9 protein-coding genes are annotated in these 16,137 nt (G+C 73.5%); 6 read left to right on the top strand and 3 right to left on the bottom strand.

Annotation, left to right across the window (positions count from 1 at the left end; translation table 11 throughout):
* The first annotated feature begins 122 nt into the window (after positions 1–122).
* Positions 123–1,136 carry a class I SAM-dependent methyltransferase gene (locus tag ACY1JF_RS21240; protein ID WP_462706763.1) on the top strand — a complete coding sequence of 338 codons (1,014 nt, stop codon included), beginning with the start codon at positions 123–125 and terminating at the stop codon, positions 1,134–1,136.
* A 4-nt stretch (positions 1,137–1,140) separates the two neighbouring features.
* Entirely contained in the window at positions 1,141–3,834 is a 2,694-nt protein-coding gene (locus tag ACY1JF_RS21235) for an ATP-dependent RNA helicase (RefSeq protein WP_462706762.1), read from the top strand.
* Positions 3,835–3,849: 15 nt separating this feature from the next.
* Here the strand turns inward: ACY1JF_RS21235 and ACY1JF_RS21230 are convergent, their stop codons facing one another.
* The 3 genes from ACY1JF_RS21230 to polA form a co-directional block, all read right to left on the bottom strand.
* Positions 3,850–5,610: a lytic transglycosylase domain-containing protein gene (locus ACY1JF_RS21230; protein ID WP_462706761.1), complete on the bottom strand. Its 1,761-nt coding sequence runs from the start codon at positions 5,608–5,610 to the stop codon at positions 3,850–3,852.
* Positions 5,611–5,909: 299 nt separating this feature from the next.
* Complete coding sequence (locus ACY1JF_RS21225) at positions 5,910–6,347, bottom strand: hypothetical protein (protein WP_462706760.1); 438 nt, start codon at positions 6,345–6,347, stop codon at positions 5,910–5,912.
* 373 nt (positions 6,348–6,720) lie between these two features.
* Positions 6,721–9,447, bottom strand: a complete 2,727-nt coding sequence (gene polA, locus ACY1JF_RS21220; RefSeq protein ID WP_462706759.1) for a DNA polymerase I — start codon at positions 9,445–9,447, stop codon at positions 6,721–6,723.
* A 243-nt stretch (positions 9,448–9,690) separates the two neighbouring features.
* Between polA and ACY1JF_RS21215 the strand changes: the two genes are divergently transcribed.
* The 4 genes from ACY1JF_RS21215 (at position 9,691) to ACY1JF_RS21200 (ending at position 16,132) form a co-directional block, all read left to right on the top strand.
* Positions 9,691–11,970, top strand: coding sequence for an FdhF/YdeP family oxidoreductase (locus ACY1JF_RS21215; protein WP_462706758.1), 2,280 nt, complete (start codon positions 9,691–9,693; stop codon positions 11,968–11,970).
* Between the two features lie 61 nt (positions 11,971–12,031).
* A complete protein-coding gene (locus tag ACY1JF_RS21210) occupies positions 12,032–12,520 on the top strand; it encodes a hotdog fold thioesterase (RefSeq protein ID WP_462706757.1) in 489 nt (162 codons plus the stop codon).
* 1,338 nt (positions 12,521–13,858) lie between these two features.
* Complete coding sequence (locus ACY1JF_RS21205) at positions 13,859–15,088, top strand: branched-chain amino acid ABC transporter substrate-binding protein (RefSeq protein WP_462706756.1); 1,230 nt, start codon at positions 13,859–13,861, stop codon at positions 15,086–15,088.
* 111 nt (positions 15,089–15,199) lie between these two features.
* Positions 15,200–16,132 (top strand): branched-chain amino acid ABC transporter permease, encoded by a 933-nt coding sequence (locus ACY1JF_RS21200; protein ID WP_462706755.1) that lies wholly within the window; start codon positions 15,200–15,202, stop codon positions 16,130–16,132.
* The last annotated feature ends 5 nt before the right edge of the window (positions 16,133–16,137 follow it).

The following is a 16,137-nucleotide window of genomic DNA, read 5'->3' as shown; positions in this document are numbered from 1 at the left end:
GACCGGTATGGCACCTCGACAACCGAGGGGACATACAACAGATGCGAGCACAGCCTGCTACGTCTGAGGTGCGCAAGCTCGCAGCGCAACTTGTAGCATACGGGGGCAGCCGGGCAGGGTCAATGCGCGAAGCCGCACAGCCGGGGCGCATCGTCGCATACCCGGCACAAAACGTGTCCCCCGAGGCCACACGGGCCGTGCGGCGCCCCTCCGTGACACCCGCGGGACACGGCCGTACGGAAGAGCCACGGACAGCCGTACGGAAGAGCCACGGGCAGTCGTGGTGCGCCACGGAGGAGCCGCAGATTAGTACGAGGGAGCCGATCATCCAAGAGCCCGAAGGTCCCGAACCCGAAGCCACCCGGCGTGCGGCGGGTGTCGCCGAGAGCACCCGCGCCAACCGGGGCTGGTGGGACCGCAACGCGGACGAGTACCAGGTCGAGCACGGCACCTTCCTCGGCGACGACCGCTTCGTGTGGTGCCCCGAGGGGCTGGACGAGGTGGAGGCCGAGCTGCTCGGCCCGTCGGAGGAGCTGACCGGCAAGGACGTCCTGGAGATCGGTGCCGGCGCGGCCCAGTGCTCGCGCTGGCTGGCCGCCCAGGGGGCCCGGCCGGTCGCCCTGGACCTGTCGCACCGGCAGTTGCAGCACGCGCTGCGCATCGGGAGCCCGTTCCCCCTGGTGTGCGCCGACGCGGGCGCGCTGCCCTTCGCGGACGCCTCCTTCGACCTGGCCTGCTCCGCGTACGGGGCGCTGCCCTTCGTCGCCGATCCGCGGCTGGTGCTGCGGGAGGTGCGCAGGGTGCTGCGCCCGGGCGGGCGGTTCGTGTTCTCCGTGACGCACCCGGTCCGCTGGGCCTTCCCGGACGAGCCCGGCCCGGAGGGGCTGAGCGTCTCGGCGTCCTACTTCGACCGCACGCCCTACGTCGAGCAGGACGCCGACGGCCGCGCGGTGTACGTCGAGCACCACCGCACGCTCGGCGACCGCGTCCGGGACGTCGTCGCCTCCGGCCTGACGCTGGTGGACCTGGTCGAGCCGGAGTGGCCCGACTGGAACACCTCCGAGTGGGGCGGCTGGTCCCCGCTGCGCGGGCGTCTGATCCCGGGAACGGCGATCTTCGTGTGCGTACGGGACTGAGTGCGTGATCCGTCACGACGCCCTGGACGCCCTGCCCGTCCGTACCGCCCTTCCCGGTCTGGACGACGCCCTGCAGGCGCACGGCACCTCGGTCCTCGTCGCCCCGCCCGGCACCGGCAAGACGACGCTGGTGCCGCTGGCGCTGGCCGGGCTGGTGGGCGAGGCCGCTCCCGCGCGGCGGGTGGTGGTGGCCGAGCCGCGGCGGATCGCCGCCCGCGCGGCGGCCCGGCGGATGGCCTGGCTGCTGGGCGAGCGGCCCGGCCGGAGCGTCGGGTACACCGTGCGCGGGGAGCGTGTCACCGGGCGGCACACGCGCGTGGAGGTCGTCACGACCGGCGTACTGCTCCAGCGGCTCCAGCGCGACCAGGAGCTGCCCGGCGTGGACGTCGTGATCCTCGACGAGTGCCACGAGCGGCACCTGGACGCGGACACGGCGGCGGCGTTCCTGAAGGACGTGCGCGAGACGCTGCGCCCTGAGCTGCGCCTGGTGGCCGCGTCGGCGACGACCGACGCGGAGGGCTGGGCACGGCTGCTGGGCGGGGCGCCGGTGGTCGCGGCCGAGGGGGTGTCGTACCCGGTGGAGACGGTGTGGGCGCCGCCGGTCCGGCCGGTCCGGCCGCCGCACGGGACGCGGGTCGACCCGGCGCTGCTGACGCACGTGGCGTCGGTGGTGCGGCGGGCGCTGGCCGAGCGGGACGGCGACGTGCTGTGCTTCCTGCCGGGCGTGGGGGAGATCGCGCGGGTCGCCGGGCAGCTCGGCGGGCTCGACGGGGTGGAGGTGCTCCAGGTGCACGGGCGGGCTCCGGCGGCCGTGCAGGACGCGGTGCTGGCGCCCGGACGGCGGCGCCGGGTGGTGCTGGCGACGTCGGTCGCGGAGTCGTCGCTGACGGTCCCGGGCGTGCGGGTGGTCGTCGACTCGGGCCTGGCGCGGGAGCCGCGGGTGGACCACGCGCGCGGGCTGAGCGCGCTGGCCACGGTACGGGCCTCCCGGGCGGCGGCGCGGCAGCGGGCGGGGCGGGCCGGGCGGGAGGCCCCGGGCGCGGTCTACCGGTGCTGGGCGGAGGCGGAGCACGACCGTCTGCCGCGTTTCCCGGCGCCCGAGATCAAGGTGGCCGACCTGACGGCGTTCGCCCTCCAGGTGGCCTGCTGGGGCGACCCGGACGCCTCCGGGCTGGCGCTGCTGGACCCGCCGCCGGGCGGGGCGATGGCGGCGGCGCGGTCGGTCCTGAGGGCCGTGGGCGCGGTGGACGACGCCGGACGGGCCACCGCGCGGGGCGCCCGGCTGGCCCGGCTCGGGGTGCATCCGCGTCTGGGGCGGGCGCTGCTGGAGGCGGGTGATGCCGGCGGGGACGCGGCTGTGGCCTTCGGGGCGGCCGCGGAGATCGTCGCGCTGCTGAGTGAGGAGGCGCCGCGGGAGTACGGGGACGATCTGGTGTCCGCGACGCGGGCCGCCCGGCGCGGGGGTGACGCCTACGGGGCGCGGTGGCGGGCGGAGGCACGCCGGCTGCGGGGCGTCTGCGGGGAGGTGTCCGGAGAGGTGTCCGGCCGGGCCGCGGACCGGGCCGCGGACCGGGCTGCGGGCGGCGCCGGGGAACCGGGCGCCCGGCGGGAGGCTCTCGGGACCGGCGCCGACAGTGCCGACGGGCGGGGCACCGCGCCGGACGCCGACAGGGCCGACAGTGCCGACGGGCGGGGCACCGCGCCGGACGCCGACGGTACCGGCGGGCGGATCGCCGGGCTTGTCGCCGCGCTCGCCTTCCCCGAGCGGGTCGCCAAGGAGGACGGCGGGTCGTATCTGATGGCTTCCGGGACCCGGGCCGAGCTGGCCGAGGGGTCGGCGTTGCGCGGGGTGCCCTGGATCGCCGTCGCCGTGGCCGACCGGCCCGTGGGGCGGCGGAACGCGCGCGTGCGGCTCGGCGCGGTCGTCGACGAGGACGTCGCGCGACGCGCGGCGAGCGCCCTGCTGACGGAAGAGGACGAGGTGCGCTGGGCGGACGGGGACGTCGTCGCCCGGCGGGTCGAGCGGCTCGGGGCGATCGAGCTGGCGGCGCGTCCGCTGCGCGACCCGGACCCCGGCCTCGTACGGGAGGCGCTGCTGGAAGGGCTGCGGCGGGAGGGGTTCGGGCTGCTGCGCCGGCCGGCGGAGGCGGAGGCGCTGCGGCAGCGGCTCGCGTTCCTCCACCGGCACCTGGGGGCGCCGTGGCCCGACGTCTCCGACGAGGAGCTGCACGCGCGCGTGGAGCAATGGCTGGAGCCTGAGCTGAGCCGGGCGCGGCGGCGCGCGGACCTCGCGCGGATCGACGCCGGCCAGGCGCTGGCGCGGCTGCTGCCCTGGGCCACCGGTGAGGCGGCGCGGCTCGACGAACTGGCCCCGGAGCGGATCACCGTCCCCAGCGGGTCCCGGGTCAGGATCGACTACGGCGATCCCGAGCGGCCGGTGCTCGCGGTGAAGCTCCAGGAGATGTTCGGGCTCCAGCGCACCCCGGAGGTCGCCGGGGTGCCGCTCCTGGTCCACCTGCTCTCCCCCGCGGGCCGCCCGGCGGCGGTCACCGCCGACCTCGCCTCCTTCTGGCGCGACGGCTACCGGGGCGTGCGGGCGGAGCTGCGCGGCCGGTACCCGAGGCATCCGTGGCCCGAGGACCCGGCCGGCGCCGAGCCCACCCGGTACACCAAGGCCCGGGCGGCCCGGCGGGACTGAGCAGGCGTACGCGGGTCAGGCGGAGGGGGTGGCGGAGGCGCTCGCGCTCGCCGTGGTGGTCCCGGACGGGCTCGGTGAGGCCGTCTCCGCCGGCTCGACCGTCAGCTCCACGTCGACGAAGGCGCCGCCCGCGGTGGTGATCCGCAGCAGGAAGGTGCCGGTGGTGTCGTCCGCGTACAGCGTCGGCAGCTTCAGCAGGCCCTTGGCGTCGGTCTCCAGGCCCGTCAGGCTGCGGACGGCCGTGCCGTCGGCGTCCTTGAAGTAGGGGCCCTTGTCGTTCTCGGTGGCGTCGGTGGCCGAGGTGATGAGCGTGGCGGTGGCGGCGACCCGGTCCGCGACGGCGTCCTTGTAGGTGGCCTTCACCTCCACCCGGTCGGCGAAGGTGCCGCCCGCGGTGCAGGTGAGCGCGGTGGTGCCGGTGCGCACGACCGTGTCGGCGACGCGCTGGGTGACGGTGGCCCTGTAGTCGAGGCCGGGAACGGCGCGGCCCACGACCGTGGCGCGCACGAGGAAGCCGCCGGTCTTCTCCCCGGCGCGCAGCGCGGGCGCGGTGGCCACACCGGAGCTGTCGGTGACGACCGTGGCGACGCTCTCGCCGGTGGTGAACTCGGCGTCGGTGGACCCGATGACGGTGAAGCGGACCCGTACCTTGCCGACAGCCTTGCCCGCGCCGGTCTGCGCGCGGGCGCTGATCCGCTCGGTGAACGCGTCGCCCGCCATCGCGGTGAGCTTGCCGGTGCCGGCGTTCTCCAGGCGGGCCACGGTGTCGGTGGGGGTCGGGGTCGGGGACGTCTCGTCGGGTGACGGGGTCCCGGAGGCGGGCGGAGCGGAGGACTCGGGGGACGGGGACCGGGTGGCCGGCGACGTCGACCGGCCCGATCCCTTCGACGACCCGGAGGAGCCGCCGGAAGCGGTGCCGGCCGAAGCGGACGCGGTGGTGCCGTCGCTGCGGTCCACGGGCAGCGTGCCGGTGCCGTCCGGGACCTCGTAGGTGCCCTTGCGGTAGTACTCCAGCCAGGACAGGACGGTGTTGAGGTACTCCGTGGAGTTGTTGTAGCTGAGGATGGCCGCGTCCAGGTCGCCCTGGTCCGACAGGTCCCAGCTGTTGCGGCACAGGTAGTGGCCGGCGGCGAGGGCGGCGTCGTAGATGTTGTTGGGGTCGGCCTCGCCGTCGCCGTTGCCGTCGCGTCCGGCCCACGCCCAGGTGGACGGGATGAACTGCATCGGGCCGACGGCCTGGTCGTACTCGCTGTTGTCGTCGTACGCGCCGTTGTCCGTGTCCTTGATGAGCGCGAAGCCGTTGCCGTCGAGCTGCGGGCCGAGGATGGGGCTGGTGGTGGTGCCGTCGGCGGTCACGGCTCCGCCGCGGGCCTGTCCCGACTCCACCTTGCCGATGGCGGCGAGGAGTTCCCAGGGCAGGTTGCAGCCCGGCTTCGACGCGCGCAGCGACGCCTCGGCCTTCTTGTAGGCGTCCAGGACGGTGGCGGGGATGCCCGACTCGGCCGAACCCTGGGTGACGGGGGTGCCGGTGGCCGACGACGGAGAGGGGACCGGGCTGTCGAGCGGCGGGAGGTCCGTGTAGTACGGCGAGTTGCCCGTGGCGCCGTCCCCGGAGCCGGGGTCGGCGGAGGACGCGGAGTCGGTGGTGCCCTGTCTGCCGTCGGCGCCGGCCGTGACGTCGGGAGCCTGGGACGCGGACAGGGCCGCGACCGCGACCGCCGCGACGGTGGTGGTCATCGCGCTCTTGCGCAACCGCCTGCCGAAATGCGCCGCCATAGAGTGAATCCCTCCCAGTGGACGCCGTGGCGTCCCTCTCCGTCGTGTGCTCGCCCTGTCGTGCTCGCCTCGGTGCGCTTGCCTCGGTGCGCTCGCCCTGGTGTGACGATCGGCCTGCGCCGCGGGTTGTGTCCGCGTCGCCGCGGAGATCCGGGTGCGCCTGCCCGACCGGTACGGTGCGCAGGCGACCCTACGACAACTTCCCTTGCACGGGCACCCGTTCGCGTCCGTTTCTTCCCGATTGGACAGGCCGCGCCCTCTGTCCGGCCCACGCCCGCCATCCGGAGTCCGGCCGCCGTTCACGCCCGGCCGCGGCGGCGGCCGGGTCCTCCGGGGGTTCTCGGCAGTCTCAGACGGCGGCGCCGGCGGCGCGGCGCCGAACCGGCCGGGCGCGCGCCGACGGGGTCGGCGGTCACGATGAACAGGGTCATCGTGCGGTCGGGACGGGGCCGCGGCAGCAGCGTGAGCGCCAGTGCCAGGTAACCGCGGGTCAGCTCGGCCCAGCGGCGCCAGGGCGGCGGCTGTTCGGTGGCGCCCGGTGCGGCGGACACCCGGTGGGCCAGTCCGCGGCGCAGGTCGTCGCGTACGTGGCACACGGCCGAGGCGAGGGTGGCGGGGACGCGGGCGGTACTCGCGCCCAGGGCGAGGGCCGGGACCGGCGGGAGTGGCACGCAGGACGGCCCGTCGGCGCCGGACCGCGCCGGTGCCGTCCGGTGGTGGAGCATGCGTATACCCATGCCCGCATCCTCGGGGGCGCCGGGGACGGGGGCGTTTTCGCGGGGGCCACCTGAGTGACGGGCCGGAGGGGGCTTCGGGGGAACTTCGGGAGGAGCCTGCGGGAAGGGTGAGCGCCGGTACGCCCGGGGGCAGGCGCCGGACGGGCGAAGCGCCCGCACGCCGCGGGCCCCGCGCCGGAGCCGGGCCCCGCACCCCGCAGGACCCGCGCCGGGCCGGGCACCCGCACCCCGGAGGATCCGCGCCGGGCCGGCGGCGCCCGCACGCCGAGGGGCGCCCACCGGGGCGGGCGCGGCCGGACCGGCGGTACTGGCCGGGGACGGGCGGCGTACGGCCGCCGCCCCCGGGACGCCCTTCCCGCCCCTCCAGGGCCCCCTAGTGCGCCGCCGACTCCCAGTCCGGGCCCGCGCCCACCGAGACGCCCAGCGGCACCCGGAGGGTCACCGCGCCGGCCATCTCGCGGCGGATCAGCTCCTCGGCCGCCGCCCGCTCGCCGGGGGCGATCTCCACCACGATCTCGTCGTGGACCTGGAGCAGCATCCGGGACTTGAGCCCCGCCTCGGTCAGCGCCTTGCCCACGTTGAGCATGGCGATCTTGACGATGTCGGCCGCCGTGCCCTGGATGGGGGCGTTGAGCGCCATGCGCTCGGCGGCCTCACGGCGCTGCCGGTTGTCGCTGTTGAGGTCGGGCAGGTAACGGCGGCGGCCGAAGAGCGTCGCCGTGTACCCCGTCGCCCGTGCCTCGTCGACGACCCTGCGCAGGTAGTCCCGTACGCCGCCGAAGCGGTCGAAGTAGGCGTCCATCAGCATGCGGGCCTCGCCCGCGTCGATGTTCAGCTGCTGGGACAGGCCGAAGGCCGACAGCCCGTACGCCAGTCCGTACGACATCGCCTTGATCTTGCGGCGCATCTCCGCGTCGACCGCGCTCTGTTCGACGGAGAAGACCCGCGCGGCGGCGGTGGTGTGCAGGTCCTCGCCCGAGGTGAACGCCTCGATCAGGCCCGCGTCCTCGGAGAGGTGGGCCATGACGCGCAGTTCGATCTGGCTGTAGTCCGCCGTCATCAGGGACTCGAAGCCCTCGCCTACCACGAAGCCGCGGCGGATCGCCCGGCCCTCGTCGGTGCGCACCGGGATGTTCTGCAGGTTGGGGTCGGTGGAGGAGAGGCGGCCGGTGGCCGCGACCGTCTGGTTGAACGTGGTGTGGATGCGGCCGTCCGCGGCGATCGTCTTGATCAGGCCCTCGACGGTGACGCGCAGCTTGGCCTGCTCGCGGTGGCGGAGCATGATCACCGGCAGCTCGTTGTCCGTCTGCGTCGCCAGCCAGGCCAGCGCGTCGGCGTCCGTGGTGTAACCGGTCTTGGTCTTCTTGGTCTTCGGCAGGTTCAGCTCGCCGAAGAGGACCTCCTGGAGCTGCTTGGGCGAGCCCAGGTTGAACTCCCGGCCGGCCGCCGCGTGCGCCTCCCGCACCGCCTGCTGCACGGCACCGGCGAACATCTGCTCCATCGCCCGGAGGTGCTCCCGGTCCGCCGCGATGCCGTGCCGCTCCATCCGGGCCAGCAGCGCGGAGGTGGGCAGCTCCACGTCCCGCAGCAGGTCCGCCGCGCCGACCTCCTGGAGCCGGTCCTCGAACGCCTCCCCCAGGTCGAGGACCGTGCGGGCCTGGATCATCAGCGCCTCGGCCTCGGCGGCGTCGTCCGCGCCGAACGCCAGCTGGCCGTCGGCCGCCGCGGCCGGGGCCAGCTCGCGGTGCAGGTATTCCAGGGACAGCGCGTCCAGGTCGAAGGAGCGGCGGCCCGGCTTGACCAGGTAGGCGGCGAGCGCCGTGTCCATCGAGACACCCGCGATCTCCCAGCCGTGCTCGGCGAAGACGCGCATCGCGCCCTTGGCGTCGTGGAACACCTTGACGCGGTCCGCGTCGGCCAGCCACGACGTCCAGGCGTCCTCGTCCGCCTCGTCCAGCTGGGACGGGTCGAACCAGGCGGCCTTGCCGTCGGCCGCGGCGAGAGCGACCTCGGCGACCGAGCCGGTACCCAGCGCCCAGGTGCCGACGGTGGCCACGCCGAGGGGCGCGGTGCCGTGCTCGGCGAGCCAGGCGGCCAGCTCGCCGGTGGACAGCACCGTGCCGTCCAGCTCCACGCCGTCCGCGGTGACCGGAGCGGTCTCGGCCTCCTCGGCGCCCGGGTCGACGGCGTAGAGCCGCTCGCGCAGGGAGGGGTTGCGGATCTCCAGGGTGTCGAGGATCATCGCGACGCCCTTGCGGTCGTACGCGGCGCGCTCCAGGTCGGTGACCGTCTTCGGCAGCGCGACCCGCCGCTCCAGCTCGGTGAGGCGGCGGTTGAGCTTGACCGACTCCAGGTGGTCGCGGAGGTTCTGCCCGGCCTTGCCCTTGACCTCGTCGACGCGCTCGACCAGCTCCGCGAACGACCCGAACTGGTTGATCCACTTCGCGGCGGTCTTCTCGCCGACGCCCGGGATGCCGGGGAGGTTGTCCGACGGGTCGCCGCGCAGGGCGGCGAAGTCCGGGTACTGGGCGGGCGTCAGCCCGTACTTCTCGACGACCTTCGCCGGGGTGAAGCGGGTCAGCTCGGAGACGCCCTTGGTCGGGTAGAGAACCGTGGTGCGCTCGCTGACCAGCTGGAAGGAGTCCCGGTCACCGGTGACGATCAGCACGTCGAAGCCCTCGGCCTCGGCCTGCGTGGCGAGGGTGGCGATGACGTCGTCGGCCTCGAAGCCCTCGACGGCGAAGCGCTGCACGCGCATCGCGTCGAGCAGCTCGCCGATCAGCTCGACCTGGCCCTTGAACTCGTCCGGGGTCTTGGAGCGGTTCGCCTTGTACTCGGTGAACTCCTCGCTCCGCCAGGTCTTGCGGGAGACGTCGAACGCCACCGCGAAGTGGGTGGGCGCCTCGTCACGCAGCGTGTTGGCCAGCATCGAGGCGAAGCCGTAGACCGCGTTGGTCGGCTGGCCGGTCGCGGTGGTGAAGTTCTCCGCGGGCAGCGCGAAGAACGCGCGGTACGCCAGCGAATGCCCGTCCATGAGCATCAGGCGCGGGCGGCTGCCGCCGGAGGGGGTCTCGGTCTTCTTCGATGCTGTGTCTGCCACGTCCCCGATCCTGCCACGTGCCACTGACAGTCGGTCCCGTCCTCGCCGGGGCGGGCGCGGCCCCGCCGTCGTGCGGTGCGGGTGCGCGGGGGCTGGTCGCACGGTTCCCCGCACCCCTTTGGGCCCCCGCCGGGACCGGCGTCGCAGCGGTCCTCCCGCCTGCCGCGGGGGCGGGAGGGCGGCGTCAGCGGCACGTGCGAGGATCGGAGACGTACCCCACACGTGCATGCGAAGGAGCGCGCGATGGCCACCAAGCCGCCCAAGAGTGACCCGGTCCAGGACGCGCCACGGGTCACCGGGCCGAAGCACGCGGCGGCGGGCGTCCCCGCCATCGGCCACACCCTGCGCATCGCCCAGCGGCAGATGGGCGTGAAGCGGACCGCCCTGACCCTGCTGAGCGTCAACCAGAAGGACGGCTTCGACTGCCCCGGCTGCGCCTGGCCCGAGCCGGAGCACCGGCATGCCGCGGAGTTCTGCGAGAACGGCGCGAAGGCGGTGGCCGAGGAGGCCACCCTGCGCCGGGTCACCCCGGAGTTCTTCGCCGCGCACCCCGTCGCCGACCTCGCCGGCCGCAGCGGTTACTGGCTCGGCCAGCAGGGCCGGCTCACCCACCCCGTGTACCTGCCGGAGGGCGGTACGCACTACGAGCCGGTCACCTGGGAGCGCGCCTTCGACATCGTCGCGGAGGAGATCGCCGCCCTCTCCTCCCCCGACGAGGCCGTCTTCTACACCTCCGGGCGCACCAGCAACGAGGCCGCGTTCCTCTACCAGCTCTTCGCCCGCGAGCTGGGCACCAACAACCTCCCCGACTGCTCCAACATGTGCCACGAGTCGTCCGGCTCGGCGCTGAGCGAGACCATCGGCGTCGGCAAGGGCAGCGTCCTGCTGGAGGACCTGTACAAGGCCGACCTGATCGTCGTCGCCGGGCAGAACCCGGGCACCAACCACCCCCGCATGCTCTCCGCCCTGGAGAAGGCGAAGGCGAACGGCGCGCGGATCATCAGCGTCAATCCGCTGCCCGAGGCCGGTCTGGAGCGCTTCAAGAACCCGCAGACCCCCAGGGGCCTCACCGCCGGCGCCGCGCTCACCGACCTGTTCCTGCAGATCCGCATCGGCGGCGACCAGGCCCTGTTCCGGCTCCTCAACAAGCTGATCGTCGAGACGCGGGGCGCGGTCGACGAGGAGTTCGTGCGCGAGCACACCCACGGCTACGAGGAGTTCGCCGAGGCCGCCCGCGCCGCCGACTGGGACGAGACGCTCGCCGCCACCGGTCTCACCCGCGCCGAGATCGAGAAGGCCCTGGAGATGGTCCTCGCCTCCCGGCGGACGATCGTGTGCTGGGCGATGGGGCTCACCCAGCACAAGCACTCGGTGCCCACGATCCGCGAGGTCGTCAACTTCCTCCTGCTGCGCGGCGACATCGGCCGCGAGGGCGCGGGCGTCTGCCCGGTGCGCGGCCACTCCAACGTGCAGGGCGACCGCACCATGGGCATCTTCGAGCGTCCCGCGCCCGCCTTCCTGGACGCCCTGGAGAAGGAGTTCGGCTTCACCCCGCCGCGCGAGCACGGCTACGACGTCGTCCGGGCCATCCGCGCCCTGCGCGACGGCGAGGCCAAGGTCTTCTTCGCCATGGGCGGCAACTTCGTCTCCGCCTCCCCCGACACCGAGGTCACCGAGGCGGCCATGCGCCGCGCCCGCCTCACCGTGCACGTGTCGACGAAGCTGAACCGCAGCCACGTGGTCACCGGCGCCCGCGCCCTGATCCTGCCCACCCTCGGCCGCACCGAACGCGACCTCCAGGACGGCGGCGAGCAGTTCGTCACCGTCGAGGACTCCATGGGCATGGTGCACGCCTCGCGCGGACGCCTGGAGCCCGCGAGCCGGCACCTGCTCTCCGAACCGGCCATCGTGTGCCGGCTGGCCCGCCGCGTACTGGGCGAGAGCAGCGCCACGCCCTGGGAGGAGTTCGAGAAGGACTACGCCACCATCCGCGACCGCATCGCCCGCGTGATCCCCGGCTTCGAGGACTTCAACGCGCGCGTGGCCCGCCCCGGCGGCTTCGCCCTCCCGCACGCCCCGCGCGACGAGCGGCGCTTCCCCACCGCCACCGGCAAGGCCAACTTCACCGCCGCCCCGGTGGAGTTCCCCGCGCTGCCCGAGGGACGCCTGCTGCTCCAGACGCTGCGCTCGCACGACCAGTACAACACCACGGTCTACGGCCTCGACGACCGCTACCGGGGCATCAAGAACGGCCGCCGGGTCGTCCTGGTCAACCCCGAGGACGCCCGTGAGCTGGGCGTCGGCGACGGCTCCTACGTCGACCTGGTCGGCGAGTGGAAGGACGGCGTGGAGCGACGGGCGCCCGGCTTCCGCGTCGTGCACTACCCGACCGCCCGGGGCTGCGCGGCGGCGTACTACCCGGAGACCAACGTCCTGGTGCCGCTGGACGCCACCGCGGACACCAGCAACACCCCGGCCAGCAAGTCCGTCGTGGTCCGTCTGGAACAATCGCCCACCGGCTGAGCGTTCGCCCAGCCGACACCGCGATCAGCGGACCAGGACGTACGACGGACGGAGCCGGTCCATGGGCGAGCAGCAGCACGTGAAGTTCCCGCAGGAGGTCATCGACGAGTACGCCGCGCTCGGCGTCGACCTGCCCGCCCTGTTCTCCGCCGGGCACCTCGGGACCCGCATGGGCGTCCAGATCCTGGAGGCGTCGGCGGAGAAGGTCGTCGGCACCATGCCGGTGGAGGGCAACACCCAGCCGTACGGCCTGCTGCACGGCGGCGCCTCCGCGGTGCTGGCCGAGACGCTCGGCTCGATCGGCTCGATGCTGCACGGCGGCAGCTCGAAGATCGCCGTCGGCGTCGACCTGAACTGCACCCACCACCGCGGCGCCCGCACCGGCCTGGTCACCGGTGTGGCCACGCCGCTGCACCGGGGCCGGTCGACGGCGACGTACGAGATCGTGATCAGCGACGAGGAGGGCCGGCGGGTGTGCAGCGCCCGGCTGACCTGTCTGCTGCGCGACGTGAACCCGGGGGACGCCGCCCGGGCGGGCGCGACGGGCTGACGCCGCGGCCCTTGCCCCCCGGTTCCCGGGCGTCCTGGCGTCGGGGCATGGGACGGGGAGGAGCAGCCCCCTGGCCGAAGGCGGCGGAGGGCGGGCACCGGCGCCCACGCGGCCCGGCGCCACCACCTGCGCCACCACCACCCGCGACGACGGCACCGCCGACGGCCGCACGGGTGGCGGTGCCGACGGCCGCACGGACAGCACCACCGGCGGCCATACGGACGACGGCGCCGACAGCCCCACGGACAGCACCACCGGCGGCCATACGGACGACGGCGCCGACAGCCCCACGGACAGCACCACCGGCGGCCATACGGACGACGGCGCCGGCGGCCGCACGGAAAGCCGCGGCTGTCACGCCGACGGCCGCGGCCGTCCCGTCGGCAGCCGCCCGGGCGCCCCCCGCCGCCGCGCCGCGGCTGGGCGGCGGCGGCACGGGCGAGGCCCCGTGGGCACGGTGAGCGGCACCGGCCCCGTCGAGCCCGGCGAAGGCGCCGAGGCCCGGCCCGCCCGGGAGGCTCCCGGTCCCCTCCGGGCCCTCACCAGCCGCTACCGCCGCCACCGCCGTACCTCCCTCGTCACCGTCACGGCCCTCTGCGCGCTGACGGCCGGCGGCCACCTGTACGCGAGCCGGCCGCGGCCCGCTCCCCCGCCGTCCTCCCCCTCCCAGGTGGTCCGCCTCGCCCACCTGGCCCCGGTCACGCCCGCCGGCACCGCCCCGACCAGCACCTTCGGCTTCACGGTGGCCCTGACCGTACGGCCCGGACCGCCCGTCACCGTGACGCGGGTGACGCAGTCCAACGCCGGTCTTTCCGTGACATCGTCCCCCCACGCACCTTTCCGCATAAAGTCGCATTCCACCCGCAAGATCACCATCACCTTCCGCGTGACGGAATGCGCGAAAGTCCCGCGGAATGCCGGATTCCCTTTCCTGGACGTAACACTGCGTAATGCGCGCGCAATAGAGACCCGCAGTTTCATCCCGGGGCCGCGCTATGCCCGACACCCCTCCCAAGCCCTGCAAGGCGCCTGCGGCAACGTTTCCCCGTAATCAGCAAAACGCCCCAGACGCCTGTTCGCGCCTCGCCGCTCCTGCGGGTTCTCACCATGCGGACCGGGCGAATCGGCCGGAATTCCACCCTTCTTCCCAGCCAATACCGCTCTGCATTACGCGGTGTCATAACAAGAGAGTCACAGCCTCCGTCAGACTCTCCTCCACGTTCCCCACACACGCTTAGAGTCACGGCCAGTCACCGCGCCATCCGAAAGTCAATTCGGCCCAGCGCTCGACTCGGCCGTCTCCACGGGGACGCGGCCGTGCCAGGGAAAGGACTGACCGTGCGTCAACGTTCGCTCATCGCCATCACCGCCGCTCTGGCGGCGGGAGCGCTCACCCTCACCGCCTGCGGCTCGCGTGACGACGACGGCGGCTCGGACTCCGGCGGCGACGGCACCACCGTCGTCATCGGCGTCGACGCCCCGCTGACCGGCGACCTGTCCGCGCTGGGCCTGGGCATCAAGAACTCCGTGGACCTGGCCGTCAAGACGGCCAACAAGGAGAAGTACGTCGAAGGCATCACCTTCGAGATCAAGGCCACCGACGACCAGGGCCAGCCCTCCGTCGGCCAGCAGAACGCCTCGCAGTTCGTCGCCGACAAGGACGTCCTCGGCGTCGTCGGCCCGCTCAACTCCTCCGTCGGCGAGTCGATGCAGAAGGTCTTCGACACCGCCAGCCTGGTCGAGGTCTCCCCGGCCAACACCGGCCCCGCCCTCACCCAGGGCCCGGACTGGCGCACCAAGAAGGTCCGCCCGTACAAGTCGTACTTCCGCACCGCGACCACCGACGCCATCCAGGGCCCGTTCGCCGCGCAGTACGTCTACAACGACGCCAAGAAGAAGAAGGTCTTCGTCATCGACGACAAGAAGACCTACGGCGCCGGTCTCGCCGCGACCTTCACCGAGGAGTTCAAGAAGCTCGGCGGCCAGGTCGTCGGCACGGAACACATCAACCCGGACACCAAGGACTTCTCCTCGGTCGCCACCAAGGTCAAGAACTCCGGCGCCGACGTCGTCTACTACGGCGGTGAATACCCGCAGGCCGGCCCGCTGAGCAAGCAGATCAAGGACGCCGGCGCCAAGATTCCCCTGGTGGGCGGCGACGGCATGAAGGACGAGACCTTCATCAAGCTCGCCGGCCCCGGCAGCGAGGGCGACCTCGCCACCTCCGTGGGCGCCGACGTCGCGACCCTCGACTCCGCCAAGAAATTCGTCGCCGACTACAAGGCGGAAGGCTACAAAGAGGACTTCGCCGCCTACGGCGGCTACTCCTACGACTCCGGCTGGGCCATCATCGAGGCCGTCAAGAAGGTCGTCGAGGACAACGACGGAAAGCTCCCCGACGACGCCCGCGCCAAGGTCACCGAGGCCATGCAGAACGTCTCCTTCGACGGAGTGACCGGCAAGGTCTCCTTCGACGAGTTCGGTGACGCCACCAACAAGCAGCTCACCGTCTACTCCGTCAAGAACGGGACCTTCGAGGCCGTCAAGTCGGGCACCTACACCGGCTGACCCGCCCGCACCTGCCACGAGCCGCGCGGGGCGCTGATCCACAGGCGCCCCGCGCGCTCACGCATCCGGCCAACATCCGTCGAAACATCCGAACGTCTCGGAGGACATGCGGTGAACGAACTGCCGCAGCAGCTGGTCAACGGCCTGCTACTGGGATCCATGTACGGGCTGGTCGCCATCGGCTACACCATGGTCTACGGCATCGTCCAGCTCATCAACTTCGCCCACGGCGAGATCTTCATGACCGGCGCCTTCGGCGCGCTCACGGTCTACGTCTACATCCTGCCCGACGGCACCTCCATGTGGATCGCCCTGCCGCTGATGCTGATCGGCGCCATGATCGTCGCCGTCACCGTCGCCGTGGGGGCGGAACGCTTCGCCTACCGCCCGCTGCGCGGAGCCCCCCGCCTCGCCCCCCTCATCACCGCCATCGGCCTCTCCCTCGCCCTCCAGCAGGCGGTCTGGGCCTGGTACCCCGACGCCAAGTCCGCGCGGACCTTCCCGCAGATCGACGGCGGCCCCTTCCACATCGGCGACGTCACCATCCAGACCGGCGACGTCTTCCTGCTCATCGCCGCCCCCGTCAGCATGGCCCTCCTGGCCTACTTCGTGATGCGCACCCGCACCGGACGCGGCATGCAGGCCACCGCACAGGACCCGGACACCGCCAAGCTGATGGGCGTCAACACCGACCGCATCATCGTCATCGCCTTCGCCCTCGGCGCCCTCTTCGCCGCCGTCGGAGCCGTCGCCAACGGCCTCAAGTACGGCCAGATCGACTTCCGGATGGGCTTCATCCTCGGCCTGAAGGCCTTCACCGCCGCCGTCCTCGGCGGCATCGGCAACATCTACGGCGCCATGATCGGCGGCGTCGTCCTCGGCGTCGCCGAGACCCTGGCCGCCGCCTACGTCGCCGACATCCCCGGCCTGGAACAGTTCGGCAGCCAGTCCTGGGCCGACGTCTGGGCCTTCATCCTCCTCATCCTCGTGCTGCTGCTCAGGCCACAGGGCCTGCTCGGCGAACGCGTTGCGGACAGGGCGTGACACCG

This window comes from Streptomyces sp. SYSU D01066-1, from assembly GCF_054956795.1.
The sequence above is the reverse complement of the archived record's forward strand: the minus strand, read 5'-3'. Positions and strand labels throughout refer to the sequence as shown.